The sequence below is a fragment of the Embleya sp. NPDC050154 genome (assembly GCF_044460165.1).
Taxonomy (GTDB): Bacteria; Actinomycetota; Actinomycetes; order Streptomycetales; family Streptomycetaceae; genus Embleya.
This window is the reverse complement of the sequence record NZ_JBITJP010000004.1, coordinates 261,233-278,105: the sequence shown is the minus strand read 5'-3', so window position 1 is coordinate 278,105 and position 16,873 is coordinate 261,233. Positions and strand designations below refer to the sequence as shown.

Annotated in this window: 9 protein-coding genes; 3 read left to right on the top strand and 6 right to left on the bottom strand. The window is 71.7% G+C overall.

Annotated elements, in window-relative coordinates:
• Positions 1-60: 60 nt before the first annotated feature.
• Genes ACIBSV_RS10690 through ACIBSV_RS10680 form a run of 3 tightly spaced genes read right to left on the bottom strand, consistent with a single transcriptional unit; the run spans position 61 to position 8,189 of the window.
• Positions 61-5,895 (bottom strand): type I polyketide synthase, encoded by a 5,835-nt coding sequence (locus ACIBSV_RS10690; protein WP_395861420.1) that lies wholly within the window; start codon positions 5,893-5,895, stop codon positions 61-63.
• A gap of 49 nt (positions 5,896-5,944) precedes the next feature.
• A complete protein-coding gene (aroF, locus tag ACIBSV_RS10685; RefSeq protein WP_395861418.1) occupies positions 5,945-7,117 on the bottom strand; it encodes a 3-deoxy-7-phosphoheptulonate synthase in 1,173 nt (390 codons plus the stop codon).
• A gap of 58 nt (positions 7,118-7,175) precedes the next feature.
• A complete protein-coding gene (locus ACIBSV_RS10680; RefSeq protein WP_395861416.1) occupies positions 7,176-8,189 on the bottom strand; it encodes a 4-aminobenzoate N-oxygenase in 1,014 nt (337 codons plus the stop codon).
• Between the two features lie 311 nt (positions 8,190-8,500).
• Between ACIBSV_RS10680 and ACIBSV_RS10675 the strand changes: the two genes are divergently transcribed.
• Complete coding sequence (locus ACIBSV_RS10675) at positions 8,501-10,021, top strand: AMP-binding protein (protein ID WP_395861414.1); 1,521 nt, start codon at positions 8,501-8,503, stop codon at positions 10,019-10,021.
• Between the two features lie 32 nt (positions 10,022-10,053).
• On the opposite strand, the gene ACIBSV_RS10670 is transcribed toward ACIBSV_RS10675, so the two are convergent.
• Positions 10,054-10,872 carry a BTAD domain-containing putative transcriptional regulator gene (locus ACIBSV_RS10670; RefSeq protein WP_395861412.1) on the bottom strand — a complete coding sequence of 273 codons (819 nt, stop codon included), beginning with the start codon at positions 10,870-10,872 and terminating at the stop codon, positions 10,054-10,056.
• Between the two features lie 531 nt (positions 10,873-11,403).
• Positions 11,404-11,574: a hypothetical protein gene (locus tag ACIBSV_RS10665; protein WP_395861411.1), complete on the bottom strand. Its 171-nt coding sequence runs from the start codon at positions 11,572-11,574 to the stop codon at positions 11,404-11,406.
• Positions 11,575-12,523: 949 nt separating this feature from the next.
• On the opposite strand from ACIBSV_RS10665, the gene ACIBSV_RS10660 reads away from it, so the two are divergent.
• Positions 12,524-14,770 carry an MMPL family transporter gene (locus ACIBSV_RS10660; protein WP_395861409.1) on the top strand — a complete coding sequence of 749 codons (2,247 nt, stop codon included), beginning with the start codon at positions 12,524-12,526 and terminating at the stop codon, positions 14,768-14,770.
• Positions 14,771-14,901: 131 nt separating this feature from the next.
• On the opposite strand, the gene ACIBSV_RS10655 is transcribed toward ACIBSV_RS10660, so the two are convergent.
• Positions 14,902-15,936, bottom strand: coding sequence for a hypothetical protein (locus ACIBSV_RS10655; RefSeq protein WP_395861407.1), 1,035 nt, complete (start codon positions 15,934-15,936; stop codon positions 14,902-14,904).
• A 294-nt stretch (positions 15,937-16,230) separates the two neighbouring features.
• Here ACIBSV_RS10655 and ACIBSV_RS10650 point away from each other — a divergent pair, with 294 nt between their 5' ends.
• Positions 16,231-16,737, top strand: coding sequence for a hypothetical protein (locus tag ACIBSV_RS10650; RefSeq protein WP_395861405.1), 507 nt, complete (start codon positions 16,231-16,233; stop codon positions 16,735-16,737).
• Positions 16,738-16,873: the final 136 nt, after the last annotated feature.

The following is a 16,873-nucleotide window of genomic DNA, read 5'->3' as shown; positions in this document are numbered from 1 at the left end:
CGGTTCCTTGTCGGGTTCGAGCGGGACCGGATCGTTCCGATTCGGCGTGCCGAAGCGGGCCTACTCGTCGAGCAGGTTGTCGAGGTAGTCGAAGACCTCCTCCCGCGAGGCCGAGCGCAGCCGATCCGGGTCCTCGCCGCTCCTGTGCGCAGCAGGGGGGAGCGCGTGGTCGGCGGGCGGCCCGACCGTCGTCGTCGACGACGGAGCATGCGGCAGCAGCAGGCCGCGCAGGTGTCGGCCGAGGGCGACCGGTGTGGGGTAGTCGAAGACCAGCGTGGGCGACAGCCGTAGGCCGGTGGCGCCGCCGAGGCGGTTGCGCAGTTGCAGGGCGCGCAGGGAGTCGAATCCGATGTCCGCGAAGGAGCGCCGCTCGCCGACGGCCCGGGGGTCGTCGTACGCCAGCACGGCCGCGACGTGGGTGCGCACCAGGGTCAGCAGGAGATCGTCCTGTTCGTCCTCCGGGAGGCCGGCGAGCCGGGTGGCCAGCTGCTCCCCGCCCGGCTCGTCCCCCGTGTCGACCGCGCCGACCGCGGTCCGGCGGACCGGGGTACTGGCGAGTCCGCGCAGCAGGCGCGGCACGTCGTCGCCGTCGCGCAGGCCCGCTGTGTCCAGCCGCAGCGGGAAGACCACGGGTTCATCGGCGGCGCAGCCGAGGTCGAACAGGGCGAGCCCCTGGGCGTCGGAGAGCGCCCTGACGCCCGAGCGGGCGATCCGCCGTACGTCCGCCTCCGCCATCGCCTCCGTCAGCCCCGATCGTGCCTGCCACAGTCCCCAGCCCAGTGACACGCCGTGCAGACCCGCGGCCCGGCGCTGCGCCATCAAGGCGTCCACGAAGGCATTGGCCGCCGCGTAGCCGGCCTGTCCCGCGGGTCCCAGGACGCTCGACACCGACGAGAACGCGACGAACGCCACGTCCGAGCCGGCCGTCGCCTCGTGCAGATGCCAGGCACCGTCCGCCTTGGGGCGCAGCACCCGGTCGAGGCGTTCGGGGGTCTGTGCCGCCAGGATGCCGTCGTCCAGGACGCCGGCCATGTGCACCACGCCGGTCAGCGCGTACTCGGTCGGGATCGACGCCAGGACGTCCTCCAGCGCGCGACGATCCCCGACATCGCCCGCCACCACCCGGATATCGGCGCCCTCGGCGCTCAGTTCCTTCACGAACTCGGCTGCGCCCGGGCCCGATTCGCCCGACCGGGACACCACGACGACCCGTCGGACGCCGTGCGTGACCACCAGGTGCCGCACCACCAACCGGCCCAGTGTGCCGAGGCCGCCGGTCACCAGGACCGTCCCGTCCGTGCGCCAGGTCGCACCCCGGGCCGCCGACGCCGCCGCCACTCGCACCAGGCTCGGGATCAGCAGGACTCCGTCGCGCACCGCCACCTGGGGCGCGTCCGAGGCCACCGCGTCGACGAGTGCGGATCGGGACGCGTCGCGATCGTCGAGGTCCACCAGTCGAATGCGGTCCGGGTACTCCGACTGCGCCGAGGCCGCCAGGGCCCAGGCCGCGGCGAGGGCGGGGTCGGGTGGCGAGCCCGGACCCGCGGCGACCGCGCCGCGCGTGAGCAGGACCACACGTGTGTGGGCCAGGCGTTCGTCGGCCGGCCACTCCTGCAGTGCGGCCAGCACGGAGTGCGCGCTGCGATGCGCGGCGGTGGCCGGGTCGACGGCCGGGGATCCCGCGGCCGGCGTGAGCCCGAGGTGCCCCGACGGCTGGGCGAGGACGAGGACCTCGGGTGCGCTGCCGCCGGTGTCCAGGTACGCCCGCAGCGCCGCCGGATCCCGGTGGTGGGCGCACACGATGCCCCGGGCCGTCAACGGGCCGTTCGTCTCGGCGGCTCCGTCCCCGATCCACGCCCAGTGCACCGGCGCCGGGTCACGGCGCACGCGTTGCCGCTCGGGCCGCCACTGCGGGCGCAGCAGTGCGGCGTCGGCCACGGCCGCGGCCCGACGCAGGGACTGCACGGCCACCGGGCGCATGCCCAGGGCCTCCACCGTCAGCACCGGGTGCCCGGCCGGGTCCGTGGCGGTGACCGACAGGGTGCCGGGTCCGGTGGCTCGGATGCGGGCGCGCAACGCGGTGGCGCCCGTGGCGTGCAGGGTCACCCCGCTCCAGGAGAACGGCAGTCGGATCACGGCCGCGTCGGAGGGGACGGCGGACGCGGACACGAACGCCGGGGCGTGCAGGGCCGCGTCGAACAGCGCGGGGTGCAGCCCGTAGCGATCGGCGCCGCCGGCGCTCTCGGGGAGTTCGACGTCCGCGTACAGATCCTCGTCCAGGCGCCGGCAGCGCTCCAGACCCTGGAACGCGGCGCCGAAGTCGAGTCCGATCCCGGCCAACTCGCGGTAGCAGTGCTTGAGTTCGATCTCCTGCGCGCCGTCCGGCGGCCACTGCCGCAGGGGCTTTGCAAGACGGCCGTCGTCGCGCGCCAAGGTGCCTTCGGCGATCCGGGTCCAGGGCGCGTCGGCGGCATCGCCGTCCCGGGAGTACACGGTGATCCCCCGTCGCGCGCGATCGTCCGGTCCGCCCACGGTCACCTGGAGACGGACGGTGCCCTGCTCGGGCAGGATCAACGGGGCCTGGAGTACCAGTTCTTCGAGCACGTCGCAGCCCGCGTGCGCACCGGCTTGGAGAGCCACCTCCAGCAGTGCCGTGCCCGGTACGACGAGGATGTCGGCGACGGCGTGATCGGCGAGCCAGGGATGGGTCCTGGTGGACAGGCTCCCGGTGAAGAGCATGCCGCCGGTCCCGTCCGCCAGCGCGACCGCGGCCCCCAGCAGGGGGTGGTCGACGCCGTCCAGACCGGCCGTCGTCACGTCCGCCTCCGGTGCCGCCGCCTCCTCCAGCCAGTAGCGGGTGCGTTGGAAGGCGTAGGTGGGTACGTCCGTCAGACGGGCGTCGACATCGCGGAACGCCTCCGCCCAGTGCACGGCCACGCCGTGGACGTGGGCCTCGGCGACCGCGGTCAGCATCCGTGCCGGGCCGCCCTCGCCGCGTCGCAGCGAGTCGACGGTCAGGACGTCACCGGCTCGCTCGGCGCCTGCGGCGTCGGCCGCCTCCTGGACGGCGGCGGTGAGGATCGGGTGCGGGCTCATCTCGATGTAGGTCGTGTGGCCGTCGGCGAGCAGCCGGTCCACCGTGCGGTGGAACTGTACGGTCTCGCGGAGGTTGCGCACCCAGTACGAGACGTCCAGGGCCGTCGTGTCGATCGGCTCGCCGAGGACCGTCGAGTAGAACGGCACGGTCGCGGGTCGCGGGTGCACGCCGGACATCTCCGCCAGGAGGGTCGCCCGGATCTCATCGATCGATGCCGAGTGGGACGCGTAGTCCACCGGGATCCGCCGTGCCCGCAGACCCTGCGCCTCGAATGCCTCCATGGCCTCGCGCAGGGCCACCGGTTCGCCGGAGACGACCACCGACCGCGGTCCGTTGACCGCCGCGACGGACACGGCACCGTCCCAGGGCGCAAGGCAGCGGCGCACCTGCTCGACGGGGGCGACGACCGAGACCATCCCGCCTGTGCCGGCCAGGACTCGCAGGGCGCGGCTGCGCAGGGCCACGATGCGGGCCGCGTCCTCCAGGGAGAGTGCGCCCGCGACGTGGGCCGCGGCGATCTCGCCCTGCGAGTGCCCGACGACTGCGGCCGGTTCCACGCCGAAGGATCGCCACACTGCCGCGAGGGAGACCATCACCGCGAACAGCGCGGGCTGCACGACGTCGACCCGGTCCAGGATCGACGGGTCGGCTTCACCGCGCAGCACCTTCGTCGGCGACCAGTCGACGTGTGGGGCGATGCAGTCGGCGCAGGCGTCGATCGATTCCCGGAACACGGCTGAGCTGCCGATCAGTTCGGTGGCCATGCCCGGCCACTGCGAGCCCTGCCCGGGGAAGACGAACGTGATCCGGTCCCGTGCCGTGGCCGTCCCCAGGGCCGCGTTCGGGCCCTGGTCGCCGTCGGCGAGCGTTGCCAGGCCGGCGATCGCCGCGGTCCGGTCCGGGGCCACCACGACGGCACGGTCGGCCAGGGCGGCCCGGGAACTCAGCAGCGAGTAGGCCAGATCCGGGTCCGGCGCCTGCGGGTCCGACGTCAAGAAGTCCGCCACCCGCAATGCCTGGGCCCGTAGGCCCGCCCGCCCGGCCCCTGAGATCATCCACGGCAGCGGGCGGCCTGCGATCTCCGCGGTACCGGTGGGCTCCCCCGCGGTCGGGGCAGCCGGTGCCGCACGAGGCCGGTCGGGTTCCGGGGGCGCCTGCTCCAGGATGATGTGGGCGTTCGTGCCACCGACGCCGAACGAGGAGACCGCCGTCCGGCGCGGCCGGTCGATCCGCGGCCACGGCCTCGCTTCACGCAGGAGCCGTACCGCCCCGGAGGACCAGTCCACGTGCGGCGTCGGTTCGGCGATGTGCAGGCTGCGCGGCAGTTCGGCGTGGCGCATCGCCATCACCATCTTGATCACGCCCGCCACCCCGGCCGCGGCCTGGGTGTGCCCGATGTTGGACTTCAGCGAGCCCAGCCACAGCGGCCGGTCGCTCGGCCGGTCCTGTCCGTAGGTGGCCAGGAGTGCCTGCGCCTCGATCGGGTCGCCCAACTGGGTTCCGGCGCCGTGGGCATCCACGCAGTCCACATCCGCCGTGGTCAGTCCCGCGTGGACCAGTGCCTGGCGGATCACCCGCTGCTGGGCCGGGCCGTTGGGCGCCGTCAGCCCGTTCGACGCGCCGTCCTGGTTCACCGCCGATCCGCGCACGACGGCGAGAATGTGGTGCCCGTTGCGCCGCGCGTCACACAGCCGTTCCAGGAGCAGGACGCCCACCCCCTCGGACCAACTGCTGCCGGTCGCGTCGGCCGAGAAGGACCTGCACCGCCCGTCGGGTGCCAGCCCGCGCTGTCGACTGAACTCGACGTAGCCCCAGGGCGTGGCCATCACGGTGACGCCTCCGGCCACCGCGAGCGTGCACTCGCCCCTGCGCAGGGACTGGGCGGCGAGATGCACGGCCACCAGGGAGGAGGAGCAGGCGGTGTCCACGGTGACCGCCGGCCCCTCCAGGCCGAGGCTGTAGGCGAGGCGCCCGGAGGCGACGCTGGGCATGCTGCCCACGACCCGGTAGCCCTCCGCACTCGGCGGAACGCGCCGGATGCGGGCGCCGTACTCGCTGTACATGATGCCGACGAACACGCCGGTCCGGCTGCCGCGCAGCGAGGTCGGGTCGATCCGGGCCCGTTCGACCGCCTCCCACGACGTCTCCAGGAACAACCGGTGCTGCGGGTCGACCGTGACCGCCTCACCGGGGCTGATCGCGAAGAACCCGGCGTCGAAGTCCGGTGCGTCGTAAAGGAATCCGGCGTGTCGGGTGCACGTCGTGCCCACGTGGTCGGGGTCCGGGTCGTACTCGACGCTCCAGCCCCGGTCGGTGGGGAACGCGGAGATCGCGTCGGTCTGCGAACTCACCAGATCCCACAAGTCCTCCGGCGACGACACGTTGCCGGGCAACCGGCAACTCATGCCCACGATCGCGATCGGCTCCTCCATCGTTGCCTGTCGCTCGGCGGGCGTGCCGGTCCCCGGCTCCGATTCGAGGGCGGGCCGCTCGCCGAGCAGCAGGGCGCACAGGTGTCCGGCGAGGGCCTCGGGAGTCGGATAGTCGAAGAGGGCGGTGCTGGACAGGGCGTTGCCGGTAACCTCGCTCAGCCGTTCCCGCAGACGTGCCGCCGCCCGCCCCCGCACCCCCTGGACGCCGAACGCCCGGCCGGGATCGAGCGGCACCCGGTCGTCCCGGTCCAGAACGGCCAAGGCGTGCGTCCGGATCAGATCGAGCAGCAGCCGGCGCCGCTCCACCTCCCCTGCGTCCGCGAGGCGCTGTCGCAACGGCCGGTCGTATCCCTCGTTCCGGTCCATCCTTGTGTCCTTTCTGCCTGGGTACGACGGCCGGGAACGGGTGCGGGCGCTAGGGGAGGTCCGTGCGCCGTTCGAGCCCGGCGACGTCGTCGCCGGCGTCGCGCGGGGCGTGGACACGAAGAGGGAGAGAGCCCGTCGCGGTCGTCGTGCGCGACCCCGGAGTCGGCGGCCGACCCTCGCGCGCCGGGTCGGGTTCCGGGTCGAGACTGCGCAGCATGCGGTTCGTGCGCTCCACGAGCGCCCCGAACGCGTCCGGGGTGATCGCTTGCTCGCCGTCGCACAGCGCGGAGTGGCCGGCCCGGTCCACGTCGACCATCACCCCGTCGGCTCCGGCGGCGGCAGCGGCGGCGGCCAGCGGGGCCACCAGGTCGCTGCGCCCGCAGGCGTGGCTGGGGTCGACGATCACCGGCAGGTGACTGAGCCGCTTCGCCAGCGGCACGGCGCTGATGTCCAGGGTGAAGCGAGTCGTGTTGCCGTGGGTACGGACGCCGCGTTCACACAACAGCACGTTGCCGTTGCCCGCCGCCAGCAGGTATTCGGCGCCGTGGAGCCACTCCGGGACCGTGCAGCCGAAGCCCCGCTTCAGCAGCACCGGGCGGCCGGTCAACGCCACCTCGTGGAGCAGCGCGAAGTTCTGTGCGTTGCGTGCGCCGATCTGCAGTACCTGGGCCACCTCGGCGACGGCCTCGACGTGCGCGACGTCGACGACCTCCGTGACGACGCCCAGTCCGGTCTCGGCGGACGCCTCCCGCAGCAGGTCCAGGCCGGCCTTGCCGAGTCCTTGGAAGGCGTACGGAGAGGTACGGGGCTTGAACGCGCCGCCCCGCAGCAGGTGTGCGCCTCGGTCCCGCACCTCCCGTGCCACGCCGAGGAGTTGCGCTGCGCTCTCCACGGCGCAGGGCCCGGCGATCCAGGTGAAGCGTCCGCCGCCCACGACACAGTCGTCGGACACCCGCACCGCGGTCGGCTCGCCCGTGGCCGCGAGACTGCCCAGGGCCGGTGCGTCGACGCTGTCGACGACCCATTCGAGCGCGGGGGTGGCCTGCAACAAGGCCACGAACTCCGCGCCCTTCGGCGATGTCGCCTCGAGGTCCGGGAAGGTGACGAGGGTGTGTCGCCCGACCAGGCACTGAAGCGACCGGTATCCGCGCTGATGCCACGCGCAGGTCAGCCGGCTCCGGTCCTCGATCGGCACGTCGGATCGGAATCGAGCAACGATCATCGGTCACCCTTCAGCGTCGGTGGCGGAGGCCGGCGGACACCGGCGGACTCCGGGGGGCTCATCCGCGCACGCCCACGCCGGGCGACCACTCGGGTCTCTCGGGGAAGTCGAAGTCCACCGCGTGGGTCAACTCCAGTCGTTCGATCATTCGTTGCGCCCCGGAGAAGTCCCGCACGAGACGCCGGCCGGCGGGCGTGGCCCGCAGGTCGCCGATGATCTCGTCGGCGCCCTCGACGCCCGCGGTGACCAGTTCGAGCCGCAGCGTGGAGAGGTCCTGCTCGGCGAATGCCTCCAGGGCGAGCGGCAGACAGCGCACCAGGGCGCGGCGGCGGTCGGCGTCCATCCTGGCGTGCAGTTCCCGGACGACCTCGATGACGACGGAGCCGTGCGCCGTCTCGTCCCGCAGGTGCAGGGTGGTGATCAGGGAGTGCATGGGCTGGATCGAGTCGTCCCTGGCCAACAGCGCCAGGAGGGAGTTGATGCAGGTCTCGGCCACCGCTCCCCAGACCAGGACGGCGACGTCGCGCTCCCACGCCTCCGGCATCGTCGCCAGCACCTGGCGCAACCGCCGATACGTGACCAGGGCGGGCTGCTCGGGTCGGCTGCGCACGCCGCGCAACTCCCGGGTCCGAGCGACGGCGAGCATGTGCATGTACGTGTGGAAACTCTCGTCGACGATGGCCTGTTGCACTCCCTGCCGCACCAGCGGCTGATCGCTGCCGGGGAATACGCCACGCATGACGAGGTCGAAGGCGGGCTCCGCGATGAGGTGCTCGGTGGCGATGACCCGTTCGTTGTAACCGATCCACAGGCCCGTCAGAACCTGTCTGCGCTGTTCACCGGTGGCCGCGAGGAACCGGGGGTGCTGCGCGAACGGCACCATCCGCAGCGGATAGTCCGGCACCCGGGGGTCGTACGTCGCAGGCCCGCCGAGCACACCGGAACTCGTCGCCACCGCGGCACGCCGCGGCCACGCTTCCACGAGGCGGCGCAGCGTCGCACTGCCGATACCGTCCTCCTCGACCCACCCTCCGGATGCCCAGGTGGTCACCGCGCCCGACTCCTCGCGCATTCGCCTCTCCCCGTCTCGTGGTCCACGGCGACGCTGCATCCTCACCGGCCGGACTTGGGGGTTTCTTGAACGCGACTTGGGCGGGTCCGAGGGAGTCTTCTGGATTCGGACCGGGGATGCCACGATGGGCGCGAAGCCGCGGTGGCGCGGACGCCGTGGGCGAGCACCGTCGTCGCGCCGGCCCGCTGCGTCGGCTCCTTGGCCTCCTTCGCCGTCGCATGCCGTCGGCCGCGCCGTTCGTGTTCTTCGTGCCTTCGCGCCCGTCCCGTTCCCGGGAACCCCGCCGTGAGACCCCATCGTGAGGACGCATCATGCTCGTTCCGCTCACCCTGGCCGACTTTCTGGACCGCGCCGAGACGGCCGCGGCCGATCGCACCGCGCTCGTGGACGAGCCGGACCAGCCGTCCGGCCCGGTGCCCACGACCACCTACGGTGAAGTACTGCGACGCGTTCGGGCCTGGCAGGCGGGTCTGGACGCCCTGGGTGTCGGCGTCGGCGAGCGGGTCGCCGTCGTCAGCCCCAACTCCTCCCGGCTCCTGGAACTGCTCTACGCGGTCTCGGCGAGCGGCCGGATCTGCGTTCCGGTGAACTACCGCCTCACGCCCCAGGAGATCGCGTACATCCTGCGGCAGTGCGATGCCTCGGTCGTCTTCGTGGATCCGGAGGTCGAGGCCGTGCTCGGCTCGGTGGAGGGGCCGAAGCGGTTCCTACTCGGTGAGCAGACCGACACCCAGGTCATGCGGTACGACATCGCCCCCCGTCCCTGGTCGTGTCCCGACGAGAACGCCGTCGCGACCCTCAACTACACCTCGGGAACGTCCGCCCGCCCCAAGGGCGTTGCCCTGACCCACCGCAACATCTGGCTCAATGCGACGACGTTCGGCCTGCACGCCCGGATCTGGGAGCAGGACGTCTATCTGCATACGCTGCCGACGTTCCACTGCAACGGTTGGGGCGTGCCGTTCCTGCTCGCCGGACTCGGTGCCAAGCAGGTGCTGTTGCGCCGGATCGACGGCACGGAGATCCTACGGCGCGTCCACGAACACGGTGTTACCCTCGCGTTCGGCGCTCCGGCCGTGTGGGACGCGGTACTTCGGGCGGCACAGTCCTGGCCCGGCGAGATCCCCGGGCACGGCAGCGTGCGTGTGGTGTGCGCGGGCGCGCCCGTGAGCGAGCGGTTCGTCTGCCGGGTGGAGGACGAACTGGGCTGGACGTTCCACCAGGTGTACGGCCTGACGGAGACGACGCTGCTCACCTTCAACCGGCGTCCGCCGGGGGCGTCGTCGGGCAGCGGAGGTCTGGCCCGGGCGGGGGCGCCCGCCCTGGGCGTGCGGTTGCGCACCGGCGCGCGCGGTGAGGTCCTCGCACGCTCCAACATGGTGCTCGACGGATACTGGCGGGATGCCGAGGCCGACGCGGCGTCCCTCGACGAGGGTTGGTTCCGCACCGGTGATGCGGGCTCCTTCGACGACGACGGACACCTCGTCCTGTTCGACCGGTTGAAGGACGTCATCGTCACCGGTGGTGAAAGCGTGGCCTCGGTGGAGGTCGAGGCGTGCCTGCTGAGCCATCCGTCGATTGCCGAGGCGGCCGTCATCGGCGTGCCGGACGAGCGATGGGGCGAGACCGTCAAGGCGGTGGTGGTGCCCGTCGACGGGGTCCTGCCCACCGCCGCGGAGCTCATCTCGCACTGCAAGGAGCGGTTGGCCCGATACAAGGCACCGACGTCCGTGGACTTCACGGATGCCCTGCCGCGGACCAGCAATGGCAAGGTTCGAAAGGGCGTGTTGCGCGAGCCCTATTGGTCGGGCCGGGACCGGCGCATCAATTGACGCCGGCCGGTCCCGCCCCCGCCGAGTCGCGGTCAGTACTTCAGACACGTCCGTCCGACGGACTCGGCACGAATGATCCGGGTGAACAACAACCGGAGTTCCCGTCCCGGGTCCACGCCCAGTTCCTGGGCCAGCGCCCTACGGATGCGGTGGTAGACCCGTACCGCCTCCGCCTCCCGACCCACCTCGCACAGCGCGACCATCAGCAGCCAGCCCAGCCGTTCCCGTTGGGGGTACTTCGCGCTCAGGGCGGCCAGTTCGGCCACGGCGTTGACGTTGTCCCGCCCCCAGCACAGCTCGGCCTCCCACAGGGCCTCCCAGGTCAGGAAGCGCAGTTCCTCCAGACGCGCCGCCTCACGCACGGCCGGTTCGTAGTCGCCGAGTTCCGCGTAGGGCGCGCCGCGCCACAGGGACAGGGATGCCTCGAGCGCCGAACTGGCCTCTTCGAAACGGCCCTCGCGCAGGAGCCGGCGCCCGTGGCGCAGCAGGTACTCGAACCGGCAGGCGTCCACCCGCTCCCCCTCGACCGCGAGAAGATATCCGTGTGGCTCCCTCCGCAGGATCCGGTTGCGTCCCCGCGGAGGGCAGTGCGGTTCGAGTTGGCGGCGCAGATTGGAGACGTAACTATGCAGGCCCGCCGCCACGTTGCCGGGAGGCCCCGTCGGCCAGACGACCTCGGTGAGCCGCTCGGCACCCACCACCTGGTTCGGCGCCAGCAACAGCGCGGACAGCACGGCACGTTGCCGCGCCGGTCCCAACAACAACGGGCCTGCGGTCGACGACACCGCCAGCGGCCCGAGGATGTTGAACACGAGTTCATCGGACAATTGCGTCATAGCCTTCGCAGACATCACACTCCCACCTGGCAACACTGGATTCAATGGCCACCCGTCCCCCCTGACCGCCGGTCGGAACGACCGCTTCCGCCGAGCCCCGAGTCGACCGAGTCGCCCCCTGACTTTCGTTGTGCCGCATGAAGAAGGAACCGGGAGGCATTCGCCACCGGGAAATGCCACCCGCACGCCGTGTACTCGTCGAGGCGGAAGGGCGAACCTTCGCACCGTCGACATGTCTCGATCGCCGGGAGCGCCCCGCTCCGGCCGCCGCGAGTGGATGATCGCCCTGTTCCGGATCCGCCGCTCGACGAACATGCCCGAACACCGTGATTCGTGAGGTGTTCGCGACCGAGGCAAATCAGCACCGAACCGGCACCGCATCCCCCCGGACCACCACGACGGCGACAACACATCCGAGGGATGCGCCGCCACCCTCACCCTCCGCGAAATGCCACTCGGTGAACGAAAACGGGGCACGTCGGAACGGCGCCGTCACCGAATCCCGCTCCGGAGCGCCGAAATGCGAATGCCTCGACCGCTATGTCATCACCGCGCACGCACATGTCCGCGCGGCGCGAAGAGCATTGCGGCGTGATGGCGACGGGTCCGCCCGCCGGCATGGAACGCGGCGCCGCCGATCTCGCGCGGCCGGATGCTCACCGGGCCCTCGATGCTGTGCAGGGCCCGGGTCTCTCGGATGTAAACGGGGCGGCTCATCGTTGCTCCCTCACTGGCGGCGTCGGCAAGGCCGTGCGTCCACCAACCATCGCGCGGACGACGGGACTCGGTCCACGGCCGGAGGAGGGCGCCCGGGTGCACGAGGGCGACGGCTGCGCGCCGGTTGACCACCTGTGTGCGCCTGGCGCCACTCGCGATCCCGCGAGCGCCGGGCGAAACTTCGCCGGCACGGCGGGTACCTGCCGGCGTCCCGCCGGGCCTCGAGGCGAGGGTCGAGCTCCGTCGCCGGGCACCGCGACACGAGCCGGGCGAGCGCCGTCTCGTGGCAACATCTCGCCTGGTCGGCGCAATTGCCGACCGAGCACGGAGCTCCTCGAGTGTGCGCGCGGCAGGCGAACTCGAACGCGGGGAAGGCACCCCTCGGCGTCCGGTCGCGAACGGGAACGATGTTGCCCGAAAGCCGTCGCACGTGGGAACGGCCTTGCCTCCGGCGATCGGCAGGCTCGTGGACACGGCCCGAAGCCGGGCGGGCGCACTCGGCATCGGCGCGCGCCGAGCGGACGGGGATCCCATTGCTCGTCACGGTGACGCGGGCCGGAATCGGGGAGCGCGAGCAGGTGGCGGCGGTGCGGCGCATCGGGTCCGTCGTTGCCTGCGGCGCACGGCTACCGGGCCCGCCGCGCTCGAAGCCGGCCGCATCCGGCGCGAACGGCGTCTGACGCGCCCCACCGCCCACGCGCCGGCTCGAGGCCGACGACCAAGCCGACCGACCCGCGGGCCAACCCCGTGCTTCCACCGACGAGTTCGCGTCCGCCGCCCACCGCCCCGGGGCGGCACCCGGGCCCGGACGTCAACTCCCGTGGATTTCAGGCATATTCGACGCCTTCAGCGCCCGACAAGATCGAAAAGCCCCGAATTCTCCTCCGCTCGGATCAGTGCAATACTCCGCATGCTAGCCTCACTTTGCGTGATTCAAAGGAGACGTTACGTGTTTGAGCGCGTAGCCGAACTGGCGATCCGTCGGTCCCGGTTGATTCTTGTGGTCGCGGCCGTGGCCGTGACCCTCATGGCCGCCGTGGGCTTCGGCGCGTTCGCCAAGTTGCAGAGCGGGGGCGGCTTCGACGACCCGGCCTCCGAATCCACCCGTGCCGGTCGGGTCATCGACGCGAAGTTCGGCGGGGAGACGAATCTGGTCCTGCTGGTCCGCGCCCGCCAAGGCGGCATCGACGACCCGGCCGTCGCAAATGGTGGCCGGGCACTGGCGGCCGACCTCAGGAAAGAGCGGGCCCTGGACAACGTGATCTCGTACTGGGACACGGACAACCCCGCCCTCCGCTCCAAGGACGGCCGCGAGGCCATGGTGCTCGCCCACGTCAAGGGCGACGACACGGAGCAGGCGAAGAACGTCAAGGGCATCATCGCCGCCCACACCGGACCGCGCGGGAACGAACTCGAAGTCCGGGCCGGCGGGGCCACCGCCGTGGCCAAGGAAATGTCGACGCAGGGCACCGACGACCTCGTCCTGGCCGAGACCATCGCCGTGCCGCTGACCCTGGTGCTGCTCCTGATCGTCTTCGGCAGCGTGGTCGCGGCCATGCTGCCGCTGGTGATCGGCACCATCGCCGTCATGGGCACCTTCGCCGAACTCGCCCTCCTCGGCGACATCACCGACATCTCGATCTTCGCGACCAACCTGACCACGGCCCTGGGCCTGGGCCTGGGCGTCGACTACGCCTTGTTGATGATCAACCGGTTCCGGGACCGACTCGCGTCCGGCGCCGAGGTGGACGACGCCGTCCGCCACACGGTGCTCACCGCGGGCCGCACGGTCGCCTTCTCCGCCGCCACGGTCGCCGCCGCGCTCGCCGCGCTTCTCGTGTTCCCGCAGTCCTTCCTTCGTTCGTTCGCCTACGCGGGGGTCGGCGTCATCATGGTCGCGGCGATCGCCGCCCTGTTCGTGATGCCCGCCCTGCTCGCCGTCCTGGGACACCGAGTCAACAGCGGCCGCATGCCATGGGTGAAGCCCGCGCGCCCGGACGCCGCGACGTCCGTGTGGGGCCGGCTGGCAGGCGCCGTCATGCGACGTCCCGTACTCGCCGCGACGCCGATGCTCGGCGTCCTGCTGCTGGCGTCGAGTCCGCTCCTGGGCATCACGTTCGACATGGCCGACGAACGCGTGTTGCCCGAGGACGCGACCAGTCGACAGGTCGCGACCGCGCTGCGGGAGAACTTCGCCGGCAACGACGCCGCGGCTCTGCACATCGTCATCGACAAGCCCGTGGACGAAGCCCCGTTGGGTGCCTACGCGGCCCAACTCTCCGGGTACAGGGGCATCGTCCGGGTCGAGGCGTCCACGGGAACCTACACCGAAGGGAACTCCACCGCCCCGGGTCCGGGCAATGCGGCCCTGGGCCGGCCGGACGCGCAACGAATCAACGTGGTGAGCGCACTGCCGCCGAAGTCGGAAGATGCCCAGAAACTGGTCACCACGGTGAGGTCGCTCGCGGGGCCCGGCGGCACGCGTCCGTTGGTGGCCGGACCCGACGCCGAACTGGTCGACGCCAAGGACTCCATCGCCGGCCGACTCCCGTTCGCCGCCGGCCTGGTCGTCCTCACCACCTTCCTGCTCCTGTTCCTGTTCACGGGCAGCGTCGTGCAACCGCTGCGCGCGCTGGTCCTGAACATGATCAGCCTGAGCGCGACTCTGGGCGTCATGACCTGGATCTTCCAGGACGGCCACCTCACGTCCCTGCTCGGCTCCACACCACAGCCGATGGAGGTGTCGACGACCGTACTGATGTTCTGCATCGCCTTCGGCCTCTCGATGGACTACGAGGTGTTCGTCACCAGCCGGATCAAGGAACTCCACGACCAGGGCGAGGACACCGAGTCGGCCGTGGTCAACGGCCTCGGGCACACGGGACGCATCGTCAGCGCCGCCGCCGCCCTGTTGGCGGTGAGCTTCTTCGCGTTCGGGACGGCCGAGATCAGCTTCATGCAGATGTTCGGCCTGGGCACCGGGTTGGCCATCCTGATCGACGCCGTCGCGGTACGGGGCATCCTGGTCCCCGCCGCGATGCGCCTGCTCGGCCGCTCGGCCTGGTACGCACCCCGCCCACTGCGCAGGTTCCACAACCGATTCGGCCTCGGCGAAACCGGCACCGTACCCCCGCCCACGGCTTCACCGGAGCACCTGCCCGGCACCTCGAACAAAAAGAACTCGGCCGAAGTCTGACCCCGAAACGGACACTGCGGGTCCGTGCTGATGACCACAAGGTCGCTCGTCGCCGCCACCCGATACGCCGCCCGGTACGCCGCCCGAACGCAACTGCGCCGCGGTTCCGGCCGTACCGCGCCAGACGTCGCTCAGTAGTACCGGCGGTGCCATTGCCCGGTGGCGAGGTCGAGTTCGGAGTACGCGGCCTCTCCCGGTGTCTCCGTCACGTAGACGCGGCCCTCGCCCTCGGCGATCGACCAGGCGGCGATGTCGTCGCGAAGCGTCTTCGGCCCCCGGGCGGTCAGTTCCACGACGCCGCCCTTCCCCGCGGCGCAGAACAACCGTCCCTCGACGAACGCCACGCCGATGGCGCCCACTCGGTCGCGTACGGCCACCGAGAAACCGCGCTGTGCGGACCCGCGAAGTATGCGGCCGCCGCGCGATCTGCCGGCGACGTACACCTCGCCGTCGGCGTCGAAGGCGATGCCCGCCAGCAGGTCGGCCGCGTCGGGGCCGTCCGGATCGGCGATCCGCGTCCACCCGGTGCCGTCGAAGTGCAGCAGGGTGCTGTTGTAGCCGGCGGCATAGACGTCGTTCGCCGCGCGCCCGCGGATGGCGCCGATCGGTGCGCCGATCCCCGGGTGGAACTGCGACCAGTCGCGGCCGTTCCAGTGGTAGAGCACGCCGCCGAAGGTGGCGATGTGTACGTCGTCGTCCGAAGTCCCCCACACGGCCGCGGGGTTCGGCCGACCACGGTTGTGCGCCTGCGCGGGCAGCGCGGTGTGACGCCAGGTCACATCGCCTTCGGGCGTGTCGAACTCCAGGTCCGGCGGCATCGTGTCCACCCAGGGAACAGGCGCGCTCGTCCAAACCAGACCGGTGCTGCTCGTCGCCCACACATGCCCCTGCGGCGAGCACCACAGCTCACGGAGCGTGTCGTTGGTCGCGAGGATGTTCTCGGCCGATTCGTCACTGCCGACGGGCCGCCGAAAGACGTACCCCGCCGCGTTGCCCGAGTCACCCGGCGCGTACGCGATCAACAGGAAATGCACCACGCCGCCGCCCTCGTGAACGACGACGATGTCCTCGACGAACTCGCGCGAAGCCTCCTCCGAGGACCCGCGCAACCCCCCACCCGAACTCCCGCCTTCCACAACGGCGGCGGCATCCCCGAGCTCGTTCATCGCAGCGCTTCCTCCGACTCGGTCCGGCGGGGACGACCAGGGCGCACGTCGCCGAACCGCTCAACCCGGAGAACAGGCCATCACCAGAACCGACCCTGGAACCGCCCCACGACAGCCCATCCCCCAAACCGCAACGTCCGAGCGGCAACCCAGCACGCCCGGACGCCAACATACCTCCCGCCGCCTCAACGGGCGCCCCCGACCGCGCCATCCCCCACGACAGCACCGGCGCCGGCGGCGTCCTCCCCTCCCCACATCTGGGTCGAACACGCTGTGCCCGACGTGGTGTTGGTGGTGCCGTTCTCTCCGCCGTTCGGATCCGGCAGCCTGCTGCGCCTGGTCGTCGACGAGCACGGTGTGGCGAGCGGGCGGTTCGTCAAGAGTGTGGCGTTCATGCCCCTGCGTGGGCAACGCGGGCCCGGACACGCGGTGTTCGAGGAGATCCGGACCGCGCACCCGACCCACACCGTCGACACCGTGGCGTGGCATCTCGCCGGGGTGTCCACGGACGGCAACTACACGCAGGCGCTCGCGCTCAGGCTCCCCGACGTCCACCGCGGCGCGAGCGCGGGCGGCGCGAAATGGTGGCTCCACGACGGCAAGGACTCCTGGGCCCTGGTCGACGACACCCCCGGCGCCGGGCACGCCCTCCAAGGCGGCCCCCGACGGCTCTGGGACGAGGCCGCCGTCATCACCTGGCAGGACGACGCCGAGATCCACGCCTACGACTTCGGCATCACCGTCGAACCCGACGCCCAATGGGCCTGGGCGGGTACACCGGACCAACGCTGGAGGATGTGAACGGACCGGCACGGCCGCAGAGCGTCCGGCCGAGAAAGGTATCGGTTCCGCGACGAGTTCCGCGTCCGGGCCGAATCCCACAGGGGAGGAGCGGCGGGCGAGGTCGATCGGTGGCCGCCGGAGCCGCGTTCGGCAG